Genomic DNA, 14,926 nt, shown 5'->3' on the forward strand with positions numbered 1-14,926 from the left:
TGAGCCAGGATCAAACTCTCCATATAAGAGTTGATTAAGCTCATAAGTTGTCTTTTCAAAAAAGACTAAAGAATTAACGTTGACGTTTTTGTTCGTTCAATTTTCAAAGATCAATCCGCCGCTCAAAGGCGACTTTATTATCTTATCAGATTCAGTAATCTGAGTCAATAACTTTTTTGAAAATCTTTTTTGTAAGTCGCTGTCTCGCAGCAACGAATATAAATATATCACCTTGCAGGACAACATGCAATATGTTTTTTTCTTTTTTATCCGCAAAAATGAAAGAAAAAATATTCCCATTATTCTGCTCGAAAAAAAGCATCATTTATGCAGATCTTACATCCTAATTCCTCAATATAAAACAAAAAAGACAGAGCACGCGCTGTACTCTGTCTTGATTTATAGATATTAACGATGGCGCATTAACGGGAATAACAGGACATCTCTAATAGAAGGAGAGTTTGTCAGCAGCATGACCAGGCGGTCGATCCCAATGCCAAGTCCGCCAGTTGGCGGCATGCCGTATTCAAGAGCTTCAATAAAGTCGTCATCCATCATATGAGCTTCATCATTGCCCTCTTCACGTTCTTTCAGCTGAGCTTCAAAACGTTCGCGCTGGTCAATCGGATCATTCAGCTCAGTAAAGGCATTCGCATGCTCGCGGGCTACAATGAATAATTCAAATCGATCAGTAAAGCGTGGATCTTCTTCATTTTTCTTAGCAAGCGGTGAAATCTCGACAGGATGCCCATAGATGAATGTAGGCTGAATTAACTTCTCTTCAACCTTCTGCTCAAAGAATTCGTTAACAATATGTCCATATTCCATATTGTCTTTGATTTCAACACCGTGTTCTTTGGCAAACTGCTGGGCTTCTTCCTTGCTTGTTTCTTTCCAGAAGTCTACCCCTGTGTATTCCTTAATGGCATCTACCATATGAAGCCTTTTCCATTCAGGCTTTAGATCCACTTCGTACTCACCGTACTGCACAGTAGTTGTTCCAAGAACCTCCTGGGCAATGTGGGCAATAAGATTTTCTGTCAGGCTCATGATATCCCTATAGTCAGCATAAGCTTCATACAATTCAATCATAGTGAATTCAGGATTGTGACGTGTTGATACACCTTCATTACGGAATACCCGGCCAATTTCATATACCTTTTCAAGGCCGCCCACAATTAGGCGCTTCAGATGAAGCTCAATCGCGATACGCATATAAAGTTCCATATCCAGCGCATTATGATGAGTGATAAATGGGCGTGCAGATGCTCCCCCTGCAATGGAATGCATCATAGGTGTTTCAACTTCAAGGTAGCCGTGGCTGTCTAGGTAGCGGCGCATAGATTGGATAATACGGCTTCTTGTGATGAAAGTCTGTTTGCTTTCTTCGCTCATAATTAGATCCAGGTAACGCTGACGGTAACGCTGCTCAACGTCTTTAAGTCCGTGGAACTTATCCGGAAGTGGACGCAGGGATTTTGTCAGAAGGTCAAATTCCTGTGCTTTAACAGAAAGTTCGCCTACCTTTGTTTTAAAGAGTGTACCGCTGACCCCAATGATATCCCCCAGGTCGGCAGATTCGAAGATTGCATAGCTCTCTTCCCCAACTGCATCTTTGCGGATGTAGATTTGAATTTGTCCAGATAGATCTTGTATATGAGCGAATCCGGCTTTCCCTTTTCCGCGCTTTGTCATAATACGGCCTGCCAGCGTGACAGAAACATTCTTTTCTTCTATTTCTTCTTTTTCAAGATCACCGTACTGCTTAATTAATTCTTTGCTTTGGTGTGAACGGTCGAAACGTTTCCCGAAAGGATCCATTCCCTGTTCGCGCAAGCTGTTCATTTTCTCGCGTCTTACTTTTAACTGGTCATTTAATTCTTCATGACTCTGGCTCACTGAAATCATCTCCATTTTGTAAATCTTTTTATGTATGCACAATTCTGCGATCCTTCAAAAATGTATATCACTATTATTTTACACAAAGTGAGTAAATCAGACATCCTAAATATTTAAATAGAATAAAAACTGCCAGTTCATGCACTGGCAGTTTCCTTATATCAAAAGTATTATAGGCAAAGAATGACAGCCTGTCAAACTTTACGTCGCTTATCCAGCCTGTGTCTGGCTTCTTTCCTTTTCTTCTGCATCGATAACCAAAGCGTTCAGCAATGTAACAAGATCTTCTCTCGTATCACATTCGTTAACCGCATTGCGGACTTTCGCATTGCCCCGGATTCCTTTAAGGTACCATGCTGCATGCTTTCTCATTTCACGGACAGCGATAAATTCGCCTTTTAGTGAAATCAGTCGGTCCAGGTGAAGAATGCACACTTCAATCTTTTCGCGCACAGAAGGCTCGCCCATTAATTCACCAGTCTCAAGGTATTTGACTGTGCGGTAGATCATCCATGGGTTTCCTAAAGCAGCACGTCCGATCATGACACCGTCACAGCCTGTTTCATCCAGCATACGCTTGGCATCCTGCGGTGTCTGCACATCACCATTTCCGATAAGCGGGATGTTAATGTTATGCTTCACTTCGCGAATGATATCCCAGTTTGCTTTCCCTTCATACATTTGGACACGCGTACGTCCGTGAAGGGTTACAGCTTTACCGCCGGCGCGTTCAACAGCCTGAGCGTTTTTTACAGCATAAATGTGATCTTCATCCCAGCCCATGCGCATTTTCACAGTAACAGGCTTTTCGACAGCGTCCGTTACAACAGAAACCATTTCATAAATTTTATCCGGGTCAAGGAGCCACTTGGCACCTGCATCACATTTAGTGATTTTAGGGACAGGGCATCCCATGTTAATGTCGATGATATCTGCATTTGTATTTTTATCAACAAACTTCGCTGCTTCTACCAGCGTTTCTTTTTCGCCTCCGAAAATCTGCAGGCTTAGCGGCTTTTCTCTTTCATCAATATAAAGCATATTCATGGTTCTTTCGTTCTTAGAGACAATGCCTTTGTCGCTGACCATCTCAGCACACACGAGACCGGCACCGAATTCTTTTACAGTCAGCCGGAAAGCCGAGTTGCACACTCCGGCCATCGGAGCCAGTACAACACGGTTTTTCAACTCGATATCGCCAATTTTGAAAATTGCACCCACCTCCTTTTAAAATATTCAAACGTATATATTAATCGTGCTCCTGCCTTGGAGCTAATTCTTCCTGTGTTACTTTAAGCGCCAGAGCGATCTGCTCAATTAAAGCCGGTGCAGGCATGCGGTTTCCTCTTTCAATTTCACCCAATATTGAAACCGATACACCCAGCTCTCTCGCAAACCCTTCTTGCGTAAATCCTTTTAATTTTCGAAAAGCGCGAATACGTCTTCCCCATTTTTCTGCTTCCATATCCGTACTCCCTCTCTGTCAGGTATAGCATCCAGTATTGAAATTAAGGGCCTCTCCATCTTCGGAAGCCTGATGCTGGAATCAACCTCTAAAAGAGGAACAAGGACAAACGCTCTTTCATGCATCCGAGGATGAGGAACAATAAGCTTCTCTGTTTCAATATTTTCGTGATTATACAGCAAAATGTCAAGGTCTATTGTCCGGGGGCCCCAATGGATTTCCCTTTTTCTTCCAAGTTCTAATTCTATATCAAGGCATGCATCCAGCAATTCAAAAGGCTTTAATCCTGTGGAAATTTGAATAGCCATATTTAAAAATTGTTCTTGATCTTCATACCCAACCGGGTCGGTTTCGTAAATAGAAGAAGTATTTACCACTTCAGTATCCGGAAGCTGATTAATCATCCCAACGGCTTCCTTCAAGTGTTCAATCCGGCTGCCGATATTTGAGCCAAGTGCAATAAAAGCGGAATTCTTCATGATCTGCCTCTCGTAATTTCAATGGCAACTGATTGATAATGGCCAGGAATAGGCGGATCCGGCTTGATTACTTTGACAGTCAGCTGCAGAATCAGCGGAAAACGCGAAAGAAGTTCTGCTGCCAGCTTTTCTGCTACAGCTTCAACCAGCTTAAAGGGCTTTCCTTCCACAACCTCTTTGCATACTGCATACAGCTCGCCATAGTTAATGGAGTCATTAAGATTATCTGTTTCCCCGGCTTTTTTCAGGTCTGCTTCCACGGTAAGGTCTACCGCAAAGCGCTGGCCAAGCCGTGTTTCTTCAGGAAAAACACCGTGGTAGCCATAAAACTCCATTCGGTTTACATAGATTTTATCCAATATATTCACCTTTTCCCATTAAAGCGTCCATCATTTTCGCCATTCGGCTCATTTCCTTTACATCATGGATGCGGATCATCTGGCAGCCTTTTTGAATGCCGTAGCAGACTGTTGCCCCTGTTCCTTCTGTTCTTTCCTCTACCGGAAGGTCCAGGATGGTTCCGATCATCCGCTTTTTCGATGTTCCAAGCAGTACAGGATACCCAATGGCAACTAGCTTGTCCAAGTCTCTCATCATTTGCAGGTTATAATTTAAGTCTTTGGCAAAACCGATGCCAGGGTCCAGGATAATGTTCTCGTCTTTAACCCCGGCTGACTTTACAAGAGCGATGCTTTCGTACAGGTCATTCAGAACATCACGGAAAAATGAAGTGTATTCCATATCTTTGCGGTTATGCATTAAGATAATCGGCGCTCCCGTTTCCGCTGCGACTGATGCCATCTGAGGATCCGCTTTGGCACCCCAGACATCATTGATAATATGAGCCCCAGCTTCAACGGCCTGCCTGGCGACTTCAGCTTTATAGGTATCAATTGATATCGGAACATCTACTTCCTTTGAAATCGCCTCAATGACAGGAAGAACACGCTTCAGCTCTTCCGCTGCAGGCACCGGATCAAATCCCGGGCGGGTTGATTCTCCCCCGACATCAATAATATCTGCTCCATTTTCAACCATCTTCAGGGCATGCTTAACTGCTAGATCCTGATGACTGTATTTGCCTCCATCCGAGAAGGAGTCCGGCGTTGCATTCAAAATTCCCATTACAATGGTTTTCTTTCCGTAATCCAACCTATATGGCCCACACTGAATTGTTGTTTTAGACATTATGAATCCTCCTACAGTTCATACCTGCTCCATAAGTGTTCACAGTGATTTTCGTAGTGAAGCTGGAGCTCTCTTGTTTTTTTGCCGGAAAGTCCCGGCATGGGAAGGCCATCAAATGAGCAAATCGGTACAATCTCCTGAATGGAGTTCGTTACAAAAACTTCATCTGCCCCCAATATAGCTTCCGGCCTATACATGTCTTCCTTCACATTTATCTCCAGTTTCTCTGCAAGCCTGATCACAAATCTTCGGGTAATGCCGTTAAGTATGCCAGATTCAAGCGAGGGAGTAAATAAATGGCCTCCATTAATCCAGAATAGGTTAGAAGTGACCCCTTCTGCCAAAAAACCTTCCTTTGTCAAAAAGATCCCTTCTTTGCCAGGGTCGTCTCCCGCTTCTTTTTTAGCCAGAATGTTATTTAAATAATGATGGGACTTCAGGCGTTCTGTCCCTTCAGGTGTATTGCGGGGAATCTTCAGCAGCACTGCCTGCTTTTCTGCGCCCGTATTCCTTTGGGGAAGCGGCTTGGAGAAAAGGATCGTATTCGGTCTTGTGTATGGAGCTGTCTGCAGGCCAATTTCTCCGTTTCCCGCTGACACATTCATCCGGATATAGGCATTGTTGTATCCGTTTTTTTCAAGAAGCATTTCCAGCGCTCCAAGCACTTGTTCTCTATTATAGCTTGCATCGATTTTTAGAACTTCCAGGCTCCAGTTCAGCCGCTCCAGATGGTCATCCAGTAAAAAAGGATGACCATTGTAGACACGGAAGGTTTCGAACAGCCCCAAACCATATAAAAAACCATGATCAAGAGGAGAGATCCTGGCCTCCTCTTTCCTGATAACTTCACCATTCATGTATATATACAAGGTTTACATCCCCTCTGTCTGCAGTGAAGCTTTGTAATGCTGAATAAAATTATGAAGAAGTTCCTTTCCAGCCGTTGTCATAATTGACTCCGGATGGAATTGGACACCTTCCAAAGGGAGCTCCTTATGGCGTATGGCCATAATTTCCCCTTCAGCTGTCCAGGCCGAGACCTCAAGGCAATCTGGCAGAGTCTCCTTTTTTACAATCAGCGAATGGTAGCGGGTGGCAGGAAACGGATTGGGCAAGCCCTTAAAAATGGTTTTCCCATCATGAAAAATGTCGGAGGTTTTTCCATGCATGAGCCGCTCGGCCTGCACAACATCACCACCGAATACTTGAGCAATCGACTGATGTCCCAGACAAACGCCGAAGACAGGTATTTTTCCTGCAAAAGCTTCAATGGCCTCCAGGCTGATGCCTGCTTCATTTGGGCTGCACGGACCCGGAGAGATCATTAGGAACTTCGGCTGCAAACTTCCAATTTCAGAAATAGAGGTTTCATCGTTTCTTTTTACAACCAGCTCTTCGCCTAATTCACCGAGATACTGTACGAGATTATACGTAAAAGAGTCGTAATTATCGATCATATAAATCATAGCTGATCCCCTTTTGCCTGTTCTGCGAGTTCTTTTGCTTTCCAAAGAGCAATTGCTTTTTTCAGCGACTCTTTGTATTCATTTTTAGGATTGGAGTCAATAACAATGCCGGCACCCGCCTGCACATGGGCCTGTCCTTTTTTAACAAGCATAGTCCGGATGATAATATTCAGTTCCAGGTCGCCGCTGAAATTGATCCAGCCAAGAGAGCCGGTGTATGGGCCCCTTGTGACCGGTTCAAGCTCTTCAATGATTTCCATGGTCCGCACTTTTGGCGCGCCTGTAATGGTCCCTCCCGGAAATACAGCGTCGATGATATCAACGGCATTCTTCCCGTCTGCCAGCTCTCCTTTTACATTGGAGACAATATGCATCACATGTGAGTATTTTTCAATGACCATGAACTCATCCACTGTAACGGTACCAAATTTGCAGACTCTTCCCAGGTCATTTCGCTCCAGATCGACCAGCATCACGTGCTCTGCGCGCTCTTTCTCGTTTTCAATCAGTTCACTGGCGAGTTTGAGGTCCTCCTCATGGTCCTTCCCGCGGGATCTTGTCCCGGCAATCGGCCGCGTGCTGACGGTGTTTCCTTTTTTCTTAATCAGCAGTTCCGGGGATCCGCTGACAAGCTGATACCCCGGCGTGTGAAAATACCCCATGTATGGAGACGGGTTTAACGCTCTAAGCTGCTCGTATACATCCATTGCCTGATTATGAATTGGCTGGCTTTGGCGTACCGAGAGATTTACCTGAAAGACATCTCCCTGTGAAATATATTCCTGAATACTCCTGACGGCAGCCATGAATTCTTCTTCATTCATGGACACACCAAGTGTATTTTCTGCCTGATTGTATTCCGCTTTCACAGAAGGCTCCTTACTTTCACTCTTCCATTTCTGCTCCCAATTCTCTGCCCGTTCCTCAATCGAGTGCTCCTCCCCTTTTTCGTATAAGAAAATCAGCCAGAGCTCTTCGGTTTCATGGTCAAAGACAAAGCATTCTTTATAAATGAAAAAATGAATATCAGGTATCTGCAGGTCATCTTGAGCCTCATTTGGAAGCTTTTCGATATAACGTGCGTAATCATAGCTGATAAACCCGATTGCTCCTCCCTGAAAGTCAGGAAGTTCATCGAGCTTTTCTGCTTTATAGTCATTCAGCCATTCCTGCATCAAATGAAGGGGGTTGCCTTCCAGCACCTGTTTTTCGCCGTTTCTTACAATTTCAAGTTCTGAATTTTTGCCTGTTAAAATAGCTTCCGGCTCAAAGGCTGCGATACTGTACCTGCCGCCACGTCCGCTTTCAAGCAGAACATGATGCGCCAATCCCTCCGACAGCAAGCGGTATTGGCGGAAAAACCGATTATATGTATAAGGTATTTTTTTTGCATGGATGTGAAGCTGCTTCAATGAATGTCACCCCTATATATTTCTCTTTTTTCATCATACATGATGCAGGGCATGCTTTCATAATTTTTATTGCAGGAAACAAAAGCAGAGGCGCCTTGCCCACCCCCGACACCTCGAGGGGATAGGCGCTGTAGCTGTAGCTAGAGCAGACACTCTTACACAGAGTTATTTACATCGTTCAATTTTGCAGTTTCCTATACAACAAAAAAACAGCGGCCCATTGGAGACCGCTGTCATATCATTATTCAGCTTCAAATTGGTATAAAGGAGTACTTAAGTAACGCTCGCCGTTACTTGGGATAATGGCCAGAACTTTTTTCCCTTTTCCAAGCTCTTTGGCAACTTTTAGGGCCGCACTGATCGCCGCACCAGAGGAAATGCCTCCTAGGATTCCTTCTTCCTTGGCCGCGCGGCGGGCATAATCGAATGCCTCATCGTTTGTAATTTGAATCACTTCATCATAAATCTTTGTATCTAGGGTATCCGGTACAAATCCTGCTCCAATGCCCTGGATTTTATGAGGACCCGGCTTTCCGCCTGATAATACAGGAGAATCGGTTGGTTCAACTGCGTAAATTTTGATGTTTTTATATTTTTCTTTAAGCACTTGGCCGGCACCTGTAATCGTTCCGCCTGTACCGATTCCGGATATAAATGCATCCAGCTGGTCGCCCATTTGCTCTGTAATTTCAGGTCCTGTTGTTAAACGGTGAATTTCAGGGTTCGCAGGGTTTTCAAACTGCTGAGGAACGAAATAGCCGTTTTCCTTTGCCAATTCCTGTGCCTTACGGATCGCACCGCCCATTCCTTCCGGTCCAGGTGTGAGTACAAGGTCCGCACCGTATGCACGCAGTAAATTCCGGCGCTCCATACTCATCGTCTCCGGCATGACAAGAACCGCTTTATAGCCTTTTGCTGCTGCAATCATCGCTAATCCGATACCTGTATTTCCACTTGTCGGTTCAATAATGGTATCACCCGGTTTAAGGCTTCCATCTTTCTCTGCGGCAGTGATCATTGCCAGGGCAATACGGTCTTTCACGCTGCTTCCAGGATTCATGTACTCCAATTTCAGATAAACATCTGCACTATTATCATCAGCTAAACGGTTTAGTTTCACAATTGGCGTCTGGCCAACAAGGTCTGCGATTGAATTTGCTACACGTACCATTTTCCCCACTCCTCATATCCGACTATTTTTATTGGTTTAATACAAATTTACCAATTTCCATTGGGAATGTCAATGAATTTGATTGCTATTTAAAAGAAAATTCATACTTTTGTCATTATATTTAAACTACCCACTTTTATACATGATACTCAATAAATACAGAAAAAAAAACACGGAACTCCCTCCGTGCTTTTTTCTTTACTGCTCACCGTAAAACCACTCAGCCTTTGCTTCTTTCCAAAACGGCTTGGCAGAGACAGGAACATCCATCTGCTCAAGAGCGATCTGGCGGCGAATCATACTCTTCACTTCTTTAAAGGAATACTTTTCTCCCTTTAAATGCTCGTGAAGCATCACAACCGCATATCCATTTTCCGTTTTGATCGGCTTGGTCCACTTGCCGGGCTTAAGAGTTTTAACCTGTTCAAGTACTTCTGCCGGTAAGTGTTCATCATCATCACTGACATACCCTGCATTCCCCCCCAGGCTTGCGGTAAATTCATCGATTGACCGTTCCATGGCCAGCACAGAGAAGCTCGAGCCTTCATCCAGCTCCCTCAATGTCTGTTCCGCTTCTTCTTTTGTTTTAACGATAATCTGAGAGATGTGATAAGTATCCGGAACTTGGAACTGACTGCTGTTTTGCTCATAGTAACTTTTCATTTCTTCTTCTGAGACGGAGACATCAGCAGTCAGCAGTTCTTCAAGAATAAGATTATTTTTGATTTGCCTGCGCCACTTGTCTTCGCTCATCTCATCGGTGAAATTGCCGCCATACATGGTCTTGACCATTTTCAGTTCAAGATCTACAGCCTTATCAGAGATCTTCACCCCGTATTTTTTCCCTGCTTCTTCAATGACCTTCTGATCAATTAATTCACTTAATGTACTTTTCCCGTACTTTGTTTCCATTTCACTCATCCATTCCTGGCGAGTGATTTTGTCTCCGCCGACTTTTGCAACTGCTTCCCCGCTGCCATCGCCTTTAAAAAGCAAAAAGGACAATGTGATAAGGTTCAGCAGCACCAAACCGGCAATGATCATAAAAAGCTGTCTCTTTTCCAAGTGCTCCTCCCCCTAAGAAAAGCGCAAGCGCCCCGCTGAGCCCCGAGCCTCAGCATCCTTTTCTCTCAGGAGCTAAAAGCTTTAGGCAGACGCTTTATCAAGTTTATTACTTTACTTCGTTCTTTAATTCTTCGAGTTCTTCTTTTGTGTAGTGGTATTTCTCGTTGCAGAAATGGCAGGATGCTTCTGCCTGGCCGTCTTCATCGATCATTTGCTGGATTTCTTCTTTACCCAGGCTGATGATTGCATTGGCAAAACGCTCTTTTGAACATGTACAAGTAAAAGAGACAGGAAGCTTCTCAAGGAACTTCACATTGTCTTTGCCAAGTATTGTTTCCAGTAGTTCTTCAGGCGTTAATCCTTGCTGGATCAATTTGGATACAGGCGGAATTTCTTTCAGTCTGTTCTCAATTAAAGTAATCGTCTCTTCATCGGTTCCCGGCATAAGCTGGAGAATAAATCCCCCAGCAGCAAGAATTGAATTGTCAGGGTTAACAAGAACACCAACTCCAACGGAAGAAGGCACCTGTTCAGAAGTAACAAAGTAATAGGTGAAATCCTCTCCAAGTTCTCCGGAAACCAGCGGAACCTGTCCTGTGAAGTGCTCTCTCATTCCAATGTCCTTCACGACAGTCAGCGTCCCTTCAGTGCCGACCGCGCGGCGCACATCAAGCTTGCCCTGCTCATTAAGATCGAAGTGCGTCTGAGGGTTTGTTACATAGCCGCGCACCTCTCCCTTAGCATTGCTGTCTACAAGGATGGCGCCAATTGGACCGCCGCCTTCGATTTTGATAGTCAGTTTGTTATCGCCTTTCAGCATGGCGCCCATCATAACGCCCGCCGTCATGGATCTCCCTAATGCGGCTGAAGCGGTTGGCCATGTATAATGCCTGCGCTGGCCCTCTCCAACTGTTTCGGTAGTGCGGGATGCATATGCACGGACTTGTCCATCATATGCAAGTGCTTTTACTAGGTAATCGTTCATTTTTTGCTCCTTTCTACGAAAAGCGGAAGCGACTTGCCCACCCCCGACACCTTAGAGGGGGTGGGCTGCTTGCGCTAGACAATTTTTACACATACTTAACTTCCAGAACACCTCTTATAAAGTCAGCGGCTTTTTCAAAAGCTTTCGTCCTATTTTTTTATGGTTTCCATATTTCGTTTATAAATAAGCTGCAGACCCTTTAAAGTTAAAAATGGATCCACGACATCAATGATATCCGATTCCTGCGCAATTAGGCCTGCAAGACCCCCAGTGGCAATGACAGTAGGCTTTTGCGATGCCTGATCTTTCATTCTTTTTACTATACCTTCAACCTGGCCAACATAACCATATAAAATCCCAGCCTGCATGGCAGATACGGTATTCTTTCCGACAATATGATCAGGACGGGCAATTTCTATTCTTGGAAGCTTGGCTGCACGGGAGTAAAGAGCCTCGGTTGAGATTCCGATTCCCGGAGCAATTGCACCACCCATATATTGCTTATTTTCATTGATATAGCAATAAGTAGTGGCTGTTCCAAAATCGACAATGACTAACGGGCTTCCATATTCATGAATAGCTGCTATTGCATTGACGATGCGGTCTGCACCAACTTCCCTCGGATTTTCGTACTTAATGTTTAAGCCTGTCTTGATTCCAGGACCCACGACAAGGGGCTTAACATGGAAGTATTTCTGACACATTCTTTCAAGCGAAAACATGATTGGCGGCACTACAGAGGAAATGATAATGCCATCTATATCTGAAAAGGAAAGATTAACATGCTCAAACAGAGACTTCACAATCATTCCGTATTCATCTTCTGTTTTATTCCGGTTAGTTTCAATTCGCCAATGATGCTTTAATTCATCTTGGTCATAGACACCCAGAACGATATTCGTATTTCCCACGTCGAAAACAAAGATCAACATTCTCACCACTTTATGATTATTTAAAAAAGCTCAATAGCTTTATTTTTTCACTGAAAACATCATATCACAACTGTTATTGTTTCGTGTAATCGAAAATTCCAGCCGGTTTGGCAATTGATATTTTTTCCGCAAAAAAAGCGCCCATAAAGGCGCTTTTTGGTTATTTGTCTTTGCGTTCTTCATCGATGGCAGGAGGCACATCCGCTTCTGCAGGGCTTGAGCCTTCCCTGGTTTCAGGAATTTCGCCTGTTTCAGCAGGATCCTCTTTCTTGATGCTGATGTTCACTTTCACATCTTCATCAGTTGAAATGGAAGTCACTGAACGGTCAGGCAGTCTGCCATGTTCTGATAGATGCTTGATTTGCTCCGCATCAAGCGTTTCGACTTCAAGTAATGTATTGGCGATCAGATTCAGCTTATCGCGGTTTTCCGTTAAGAGCTTTCTTGCTCTTTCATAAGATTCTTTGATAATGCGCTGGATTTCAAGATCGATTTCATAAGCGATTGCATCCGAATAGTTCTGTTCATTATGGAAGTCACGTCCAAGGAAGACCTGGCCGCCCTGAGACTGTCCGAACTGCAATGGTCCAAGCTTGTCGCTCATTCCAAATTCGGTTACCATGCGGCGGGCAATACCTGTCGCACGCTGGAAGTCATTATGGGCACCTGTACTCACTTCGCCGAACACGATTTCCTCCGCAACACGGCCGCCAAGCAAGCCGACAATTTTGTCGAGAAGCTCAGGCTTCGTCTGGAAGTAGCGGTCTTCTTTCGGAAGCATGACTGCGTATCCGCCAGCCTGGCCGCGCGGCACAATTGTCACTTTATGAACCATTTCAGCTTCATCGAGCACTAAACCGATGACTGTATGACCCGCTTCGTGGAAAGCAACAATGTTTCTTTCCTTTTGGGAAATAACACGGCTTTTCTTAGCTGGTCCTGCAATAACTCGGTCTGTTGCTTCATCGATATCTTCCATATCGACTTTTTTCTTATTTCGGCGTGCTGCTACAAGCGCTGCTTCATTCAATAGATTTTCAAGGTCTGCACCTGAAAATCCAGGTGTACGCATCGCAATGCTCTTTAAGTTAACCGACTCATCTAAAGGCTTATTGCGGGCATGTACTTTAAGCACTGCTTCACGGCCTTTGACATCTGGGCGGTCAACCGTAATCTGTCTGTCAAAACGTCCTGGACGCAATAATGCCGGGTCAAGAATATCCGGACGGTTTGTGGCAGCAATGATGATAATTCCTTCATTTGCTCCAAATCCATCCATTTCAACTAATAGCTGGTTAAGGGTCTGCTCGCGTTCATCGTGTCCGCCGCCAAGGCCGGCACCACGCTGGCGTCCTACAGCATCAATTTCATCGATAAAAATAATACATGGCGCGTTCTTTTTCGCATTTTCGAATAAGTCACGGACACGGGAAGCACCCACACCTACGAACATTTCGACGAAATCAGAACCGCTTATAGAGAAGAACGGAACGCCTGCTTCACCGGCTGCTGCCCGTGCAAGCAAGGTTTTACCTGTTCCCGGAGGTCCTACAAGAAGAACCCCTTTAGGAATTCTTGCTCCCAATTCAGCAAACTTGCGCGGGTCTTTAAGGAACTCAACGACCTCTACAAGCTCCTGCTTTTCTTCATCGGCGCCTGCAACATCTTTAAAGCGCACTTTCTTTTTGCTTTCATCATATAGCTTGGCTTTGCTTTTGCCGAAGTTCATCACACGGCTTCCTCCGCCCTGCGCCTGATTCAGCAGGAAGAAGAATAGTATGAAGATGATGATGAAAGGAATGATTGACGTAAAGAATGTCACCCATCCGCTTGTTTCCTTAGCCGGCATGACTTCAACATCTGAAGACTGGGCTAATTGATCCACACGGTCAAGGATATTATCATTGTTCATGATATAAGTCAGGAAGTATTTTCCTTCTTCATATCCTTCCAGCTGACCCCTTACTTCAAATACACCTCTCTCAGGCTGAAGGGAAATGGACGTAATATCGCCGCTTTCCAAGTGATCAACAAATTTATTATAAGAGATGTGCTCCGTTGGTTCATTGTTGCCGTTAAAGAAGCTGACAACTCCAATAATGACTAAAAATATTAATAAATAAAAGATGGTATTCCGGAAGATCCGATTCATCCCTTACCTCCTCCCACGGTAAACAAACTATAGTGTATAGTATCATAGAAAATCGTGCCAATACAAGGAATTAGACTTCTTAAAACCGGGTGATTCATGTTGCAGTAAAGGGCTTTAATACAAGATCAATGCTTAGGATTTCCTTAATCGTTATTGCTGTATACTTCCGGCTTCAGGACCCCAATATATGGAAGATTACGGTACTTTTCCGCGTAATCCAGGCCGTAGCCGACTACGAATTCATCAGGAACAATAAATCCTACATAATCAGCTTTGATATCAGCCTTTCTTCCTGTTGGCTTGTCAAGCAGTGTTACAATCTTAATGCTTTTCGCTTTTCTGTAACGGAACAGCTCAACAAGGTAGCTGAGTGTCAAGCCGCTGTCTATGATATCCTCGATGATTAGAATATCTCTGCCTTCCACAGAAGTATCAAGGTCTTTCAGAATTTTCACTTCTCCTGAAGAAACCATTGCATTTCCATAGCTTGATACATCCATGAAGTCCATCTCAAGATATGTATCCACGCGCTTTAGAAGGTCGCTCATGAAAGGCATGGCTCCTTTTAAAACCCCAATGGCAAGCGGGAATCGGTCCTGGTATTCTTCAGTAAGTTCAGCAGCAAGGGATTTAATCTTATCCTGCAGCTCCTCTTCCGAAATCAGTACTTTTTCAATATCATTTTTCATCATTTATTGTGCCCCCTAGAAGA

The 14,926-nt window shown here is 44.3% G+C and carries 15 protein-coding genes; all 15 read right to left on the reverse strand.

Features of this window, described 5'->3' with window-relative positions:
* Positions 1 to 408 precede the first annotated feature (408 nt).
* Entirely contained in the window at positions 409 to 1,899 is a 1,491-nt protein-coding gene (gene lysS / locus JI665_RS26875) for a lysine--tRNA ligase (protein ID WP_312886313.1), read from the reverse strand.
* A 210-nt stretch (positions 1,900 to 2,109) separates the two neighbouring features.
* A complete protein-coding gene (gene dusB, locus JI665_RS26880) occupies positions 2,110 to 3,111 on the reverse strand; it encodes a tRNA dihydrouridine synthase DusB (protein WP_206845896.1) in 1,002 nt (333 codons plus the stop codon).
* Positions 3,112 to 3,148: 37 nt separating this feature from the next.
* Positions 3,149 to 3,364, reverse strand: a complete 216-nt coding sequence (locus JI665_RS26885; protein WP_053433216.1) for a helix-turn-helix domain-containing protein — start codon at positions 3,362 to 3,364, stop codon at positions 3,149 to 3,151.
* Positions 3,316 to 3,843 (reverse strand): 2-amino-4-hydroxy-6-hydroxymethyldihydropteridine diphosphokinase, encoded by a 528-nt coding sequence (gene folK, locus JI665_RS26890; protein ID WP_206845830.1) that lies wholly within the window; start codon positions 3,841 to 3,843, stop codon positions 3,316 to 3,318. The genes JI665_RS26885 and folK overlap by 49 nt, the downstream gene beginning before the upstream one ends.
* Entirely contained in the window at positions 3,840 to 4,202 is a 363-nt protein-coding gene (gene folB / locus JI665_RS26895; protein ID WP_206845833.1) for a dihydroneopterin aldolase, read from the reverse strand. Before folB ends, folK begins: the two co-directional genes overlap by 4 nt.
* Complete coding sequence (gene folP / locus JI665_RS26900; protein WP_206845836.1) at positions 4,195 to 5,031, reverse strand: dihydropteroate synthase; 837 nt, start codon at positions 5,029 to 5,031, stop codon at positions 4,195 to 4,197. Before folP ends, folB begins: the two co-directional genes overlap by 8 nt.
* 11 nt (positions 5,032 to 5,042) lie before the next feature.
* Positions 5,043 to 5,900: an aminodeoxychorismate lyase gene (gene pabC / locus JI665_RS26905; RefSeq protein WP_206845838.1), complete on the reverse strand. Its 858-nt coding sequence runs from the start codon at positions 5,898 to 5,900 to the stop codon at positions 5,043 to 5,045.
* A 3-nt stretch (positions 5,901 to 5,903) separates the two neighbouring features.
* On the reverse strand, positions 5,904 to 6,497 hold the full coding sequence (gene pabA / locus JI665_RS26910) for an aminodeoxychorismate/anthranilate synthase component II (RefSeq protein WP_206845839.1): 594 nt from the start codon (positions 6,495 to 6,497) through the stop codon (positions 5,904 to 5,906).
* Entirely contained in the window at positions 6,494 to 7,909 is a 1,416-nt protein-coding gene (gene pabB, locus JI665_RS26915) for an aminodeoxychorismate synthase, component I (protein WP_206845840.1), read from the reverse strand. Before pabB ends, pabA begins: the two co-directional genes overlap by 4 nt.
* 241 nt (positions 7,910 to 8,150) lie before the next feature.
* On the reverse strand, positions 8,151 to 9,080 hold the full coding sequence (cysK, locus tag JI665_RS26920) for a cysteine synthase A (RefSeq protein ID WP_206845841.1): 930 nt from the start codon (positions 9,078 to 9,080) through the stop codon (positions 8,151 to 8,153).
* A gap of 198 nt (positions 9,081 to 9,278) precedes the next feature.
* The gene (locus tag JI665_RS26925) at positions 9,279 to 10,145 is read right to left on the reverse strand and encodes a peptidyl-prolyl cis-trans isomerase (protein WP_206845842.1); all 867 of its coding nucleotides are present in this window, start codon (positions 10,143 to 10,145) and stop codon (positions 9,279 to 9,281) included.
* A 106-nt stretch (positions 10,146 to 10,251) separates the two neighbouring features.
* On the reverse strand, positions 10,252 to 11,130 hold the full coding sequence (gene hslO / locus JI665_RS26930) for an Hsp33 family molecular chaperone HslO (RefSeq protein ID WP_206845843.1): 879 nt from the start codon (positions 11,128 to 11,130) through the stop codon (positions 10,252 to 10,254).
* 149 nt (positions 11,131 to 11,279) lie between these two features.
* Positions 11,280 to 12,059 (reverse strand): type III pantothenate kinase, encoded by a 780-nt coding sequence (locus tag JI665_RS26935; RefSeq protein WP_206845898.1) that lies wholly within the window; start codon positions 12,057 to 12,059, stop codon positions 11,280 to 11,282.
* Positions 12,060 to 12,222: 163 nt separating this feature from the next.
* Positions 12,223 to 14,214 carry an ATP-dependent zinc metalloprotease FtsH gene (gene ftsH / locus JI665_RS26940; protein WP_206845845.1) on the reverse strand — a complete coding sequence of 664 codons (1,992 nt, stop codon included), beginning with the start codon at positions 14,212 to 14,214 and terminating at the stop codon, positions 12,223 to 12,225.
* Between the two features lie 143 nt (positions 14,215 to 14,357).
* Positions 14,358 to 14,906 (reverse strand): hypoxanthine phosphoribosyltransferase, encoded by a 549-nt coding sequence (hpt, locus tag JI665_RS26945; protein WP_206845847.1) that lies wholly within the window; start codon positions 14,904 to 14,906, stop codon positions 14,358 to 14,360.
* Positions 14,907 to 14,926 lie beyond the last annotated feature (20 nt).

The organism is Bacillus sp. NTK034 (assembly GCF_017303275.1).
Taxonomy (GTDB): domain Bacteria; phylum Bacillota; class Bacilli; order Bacillales; family Cytobacillaceae; genus Cytobacillus.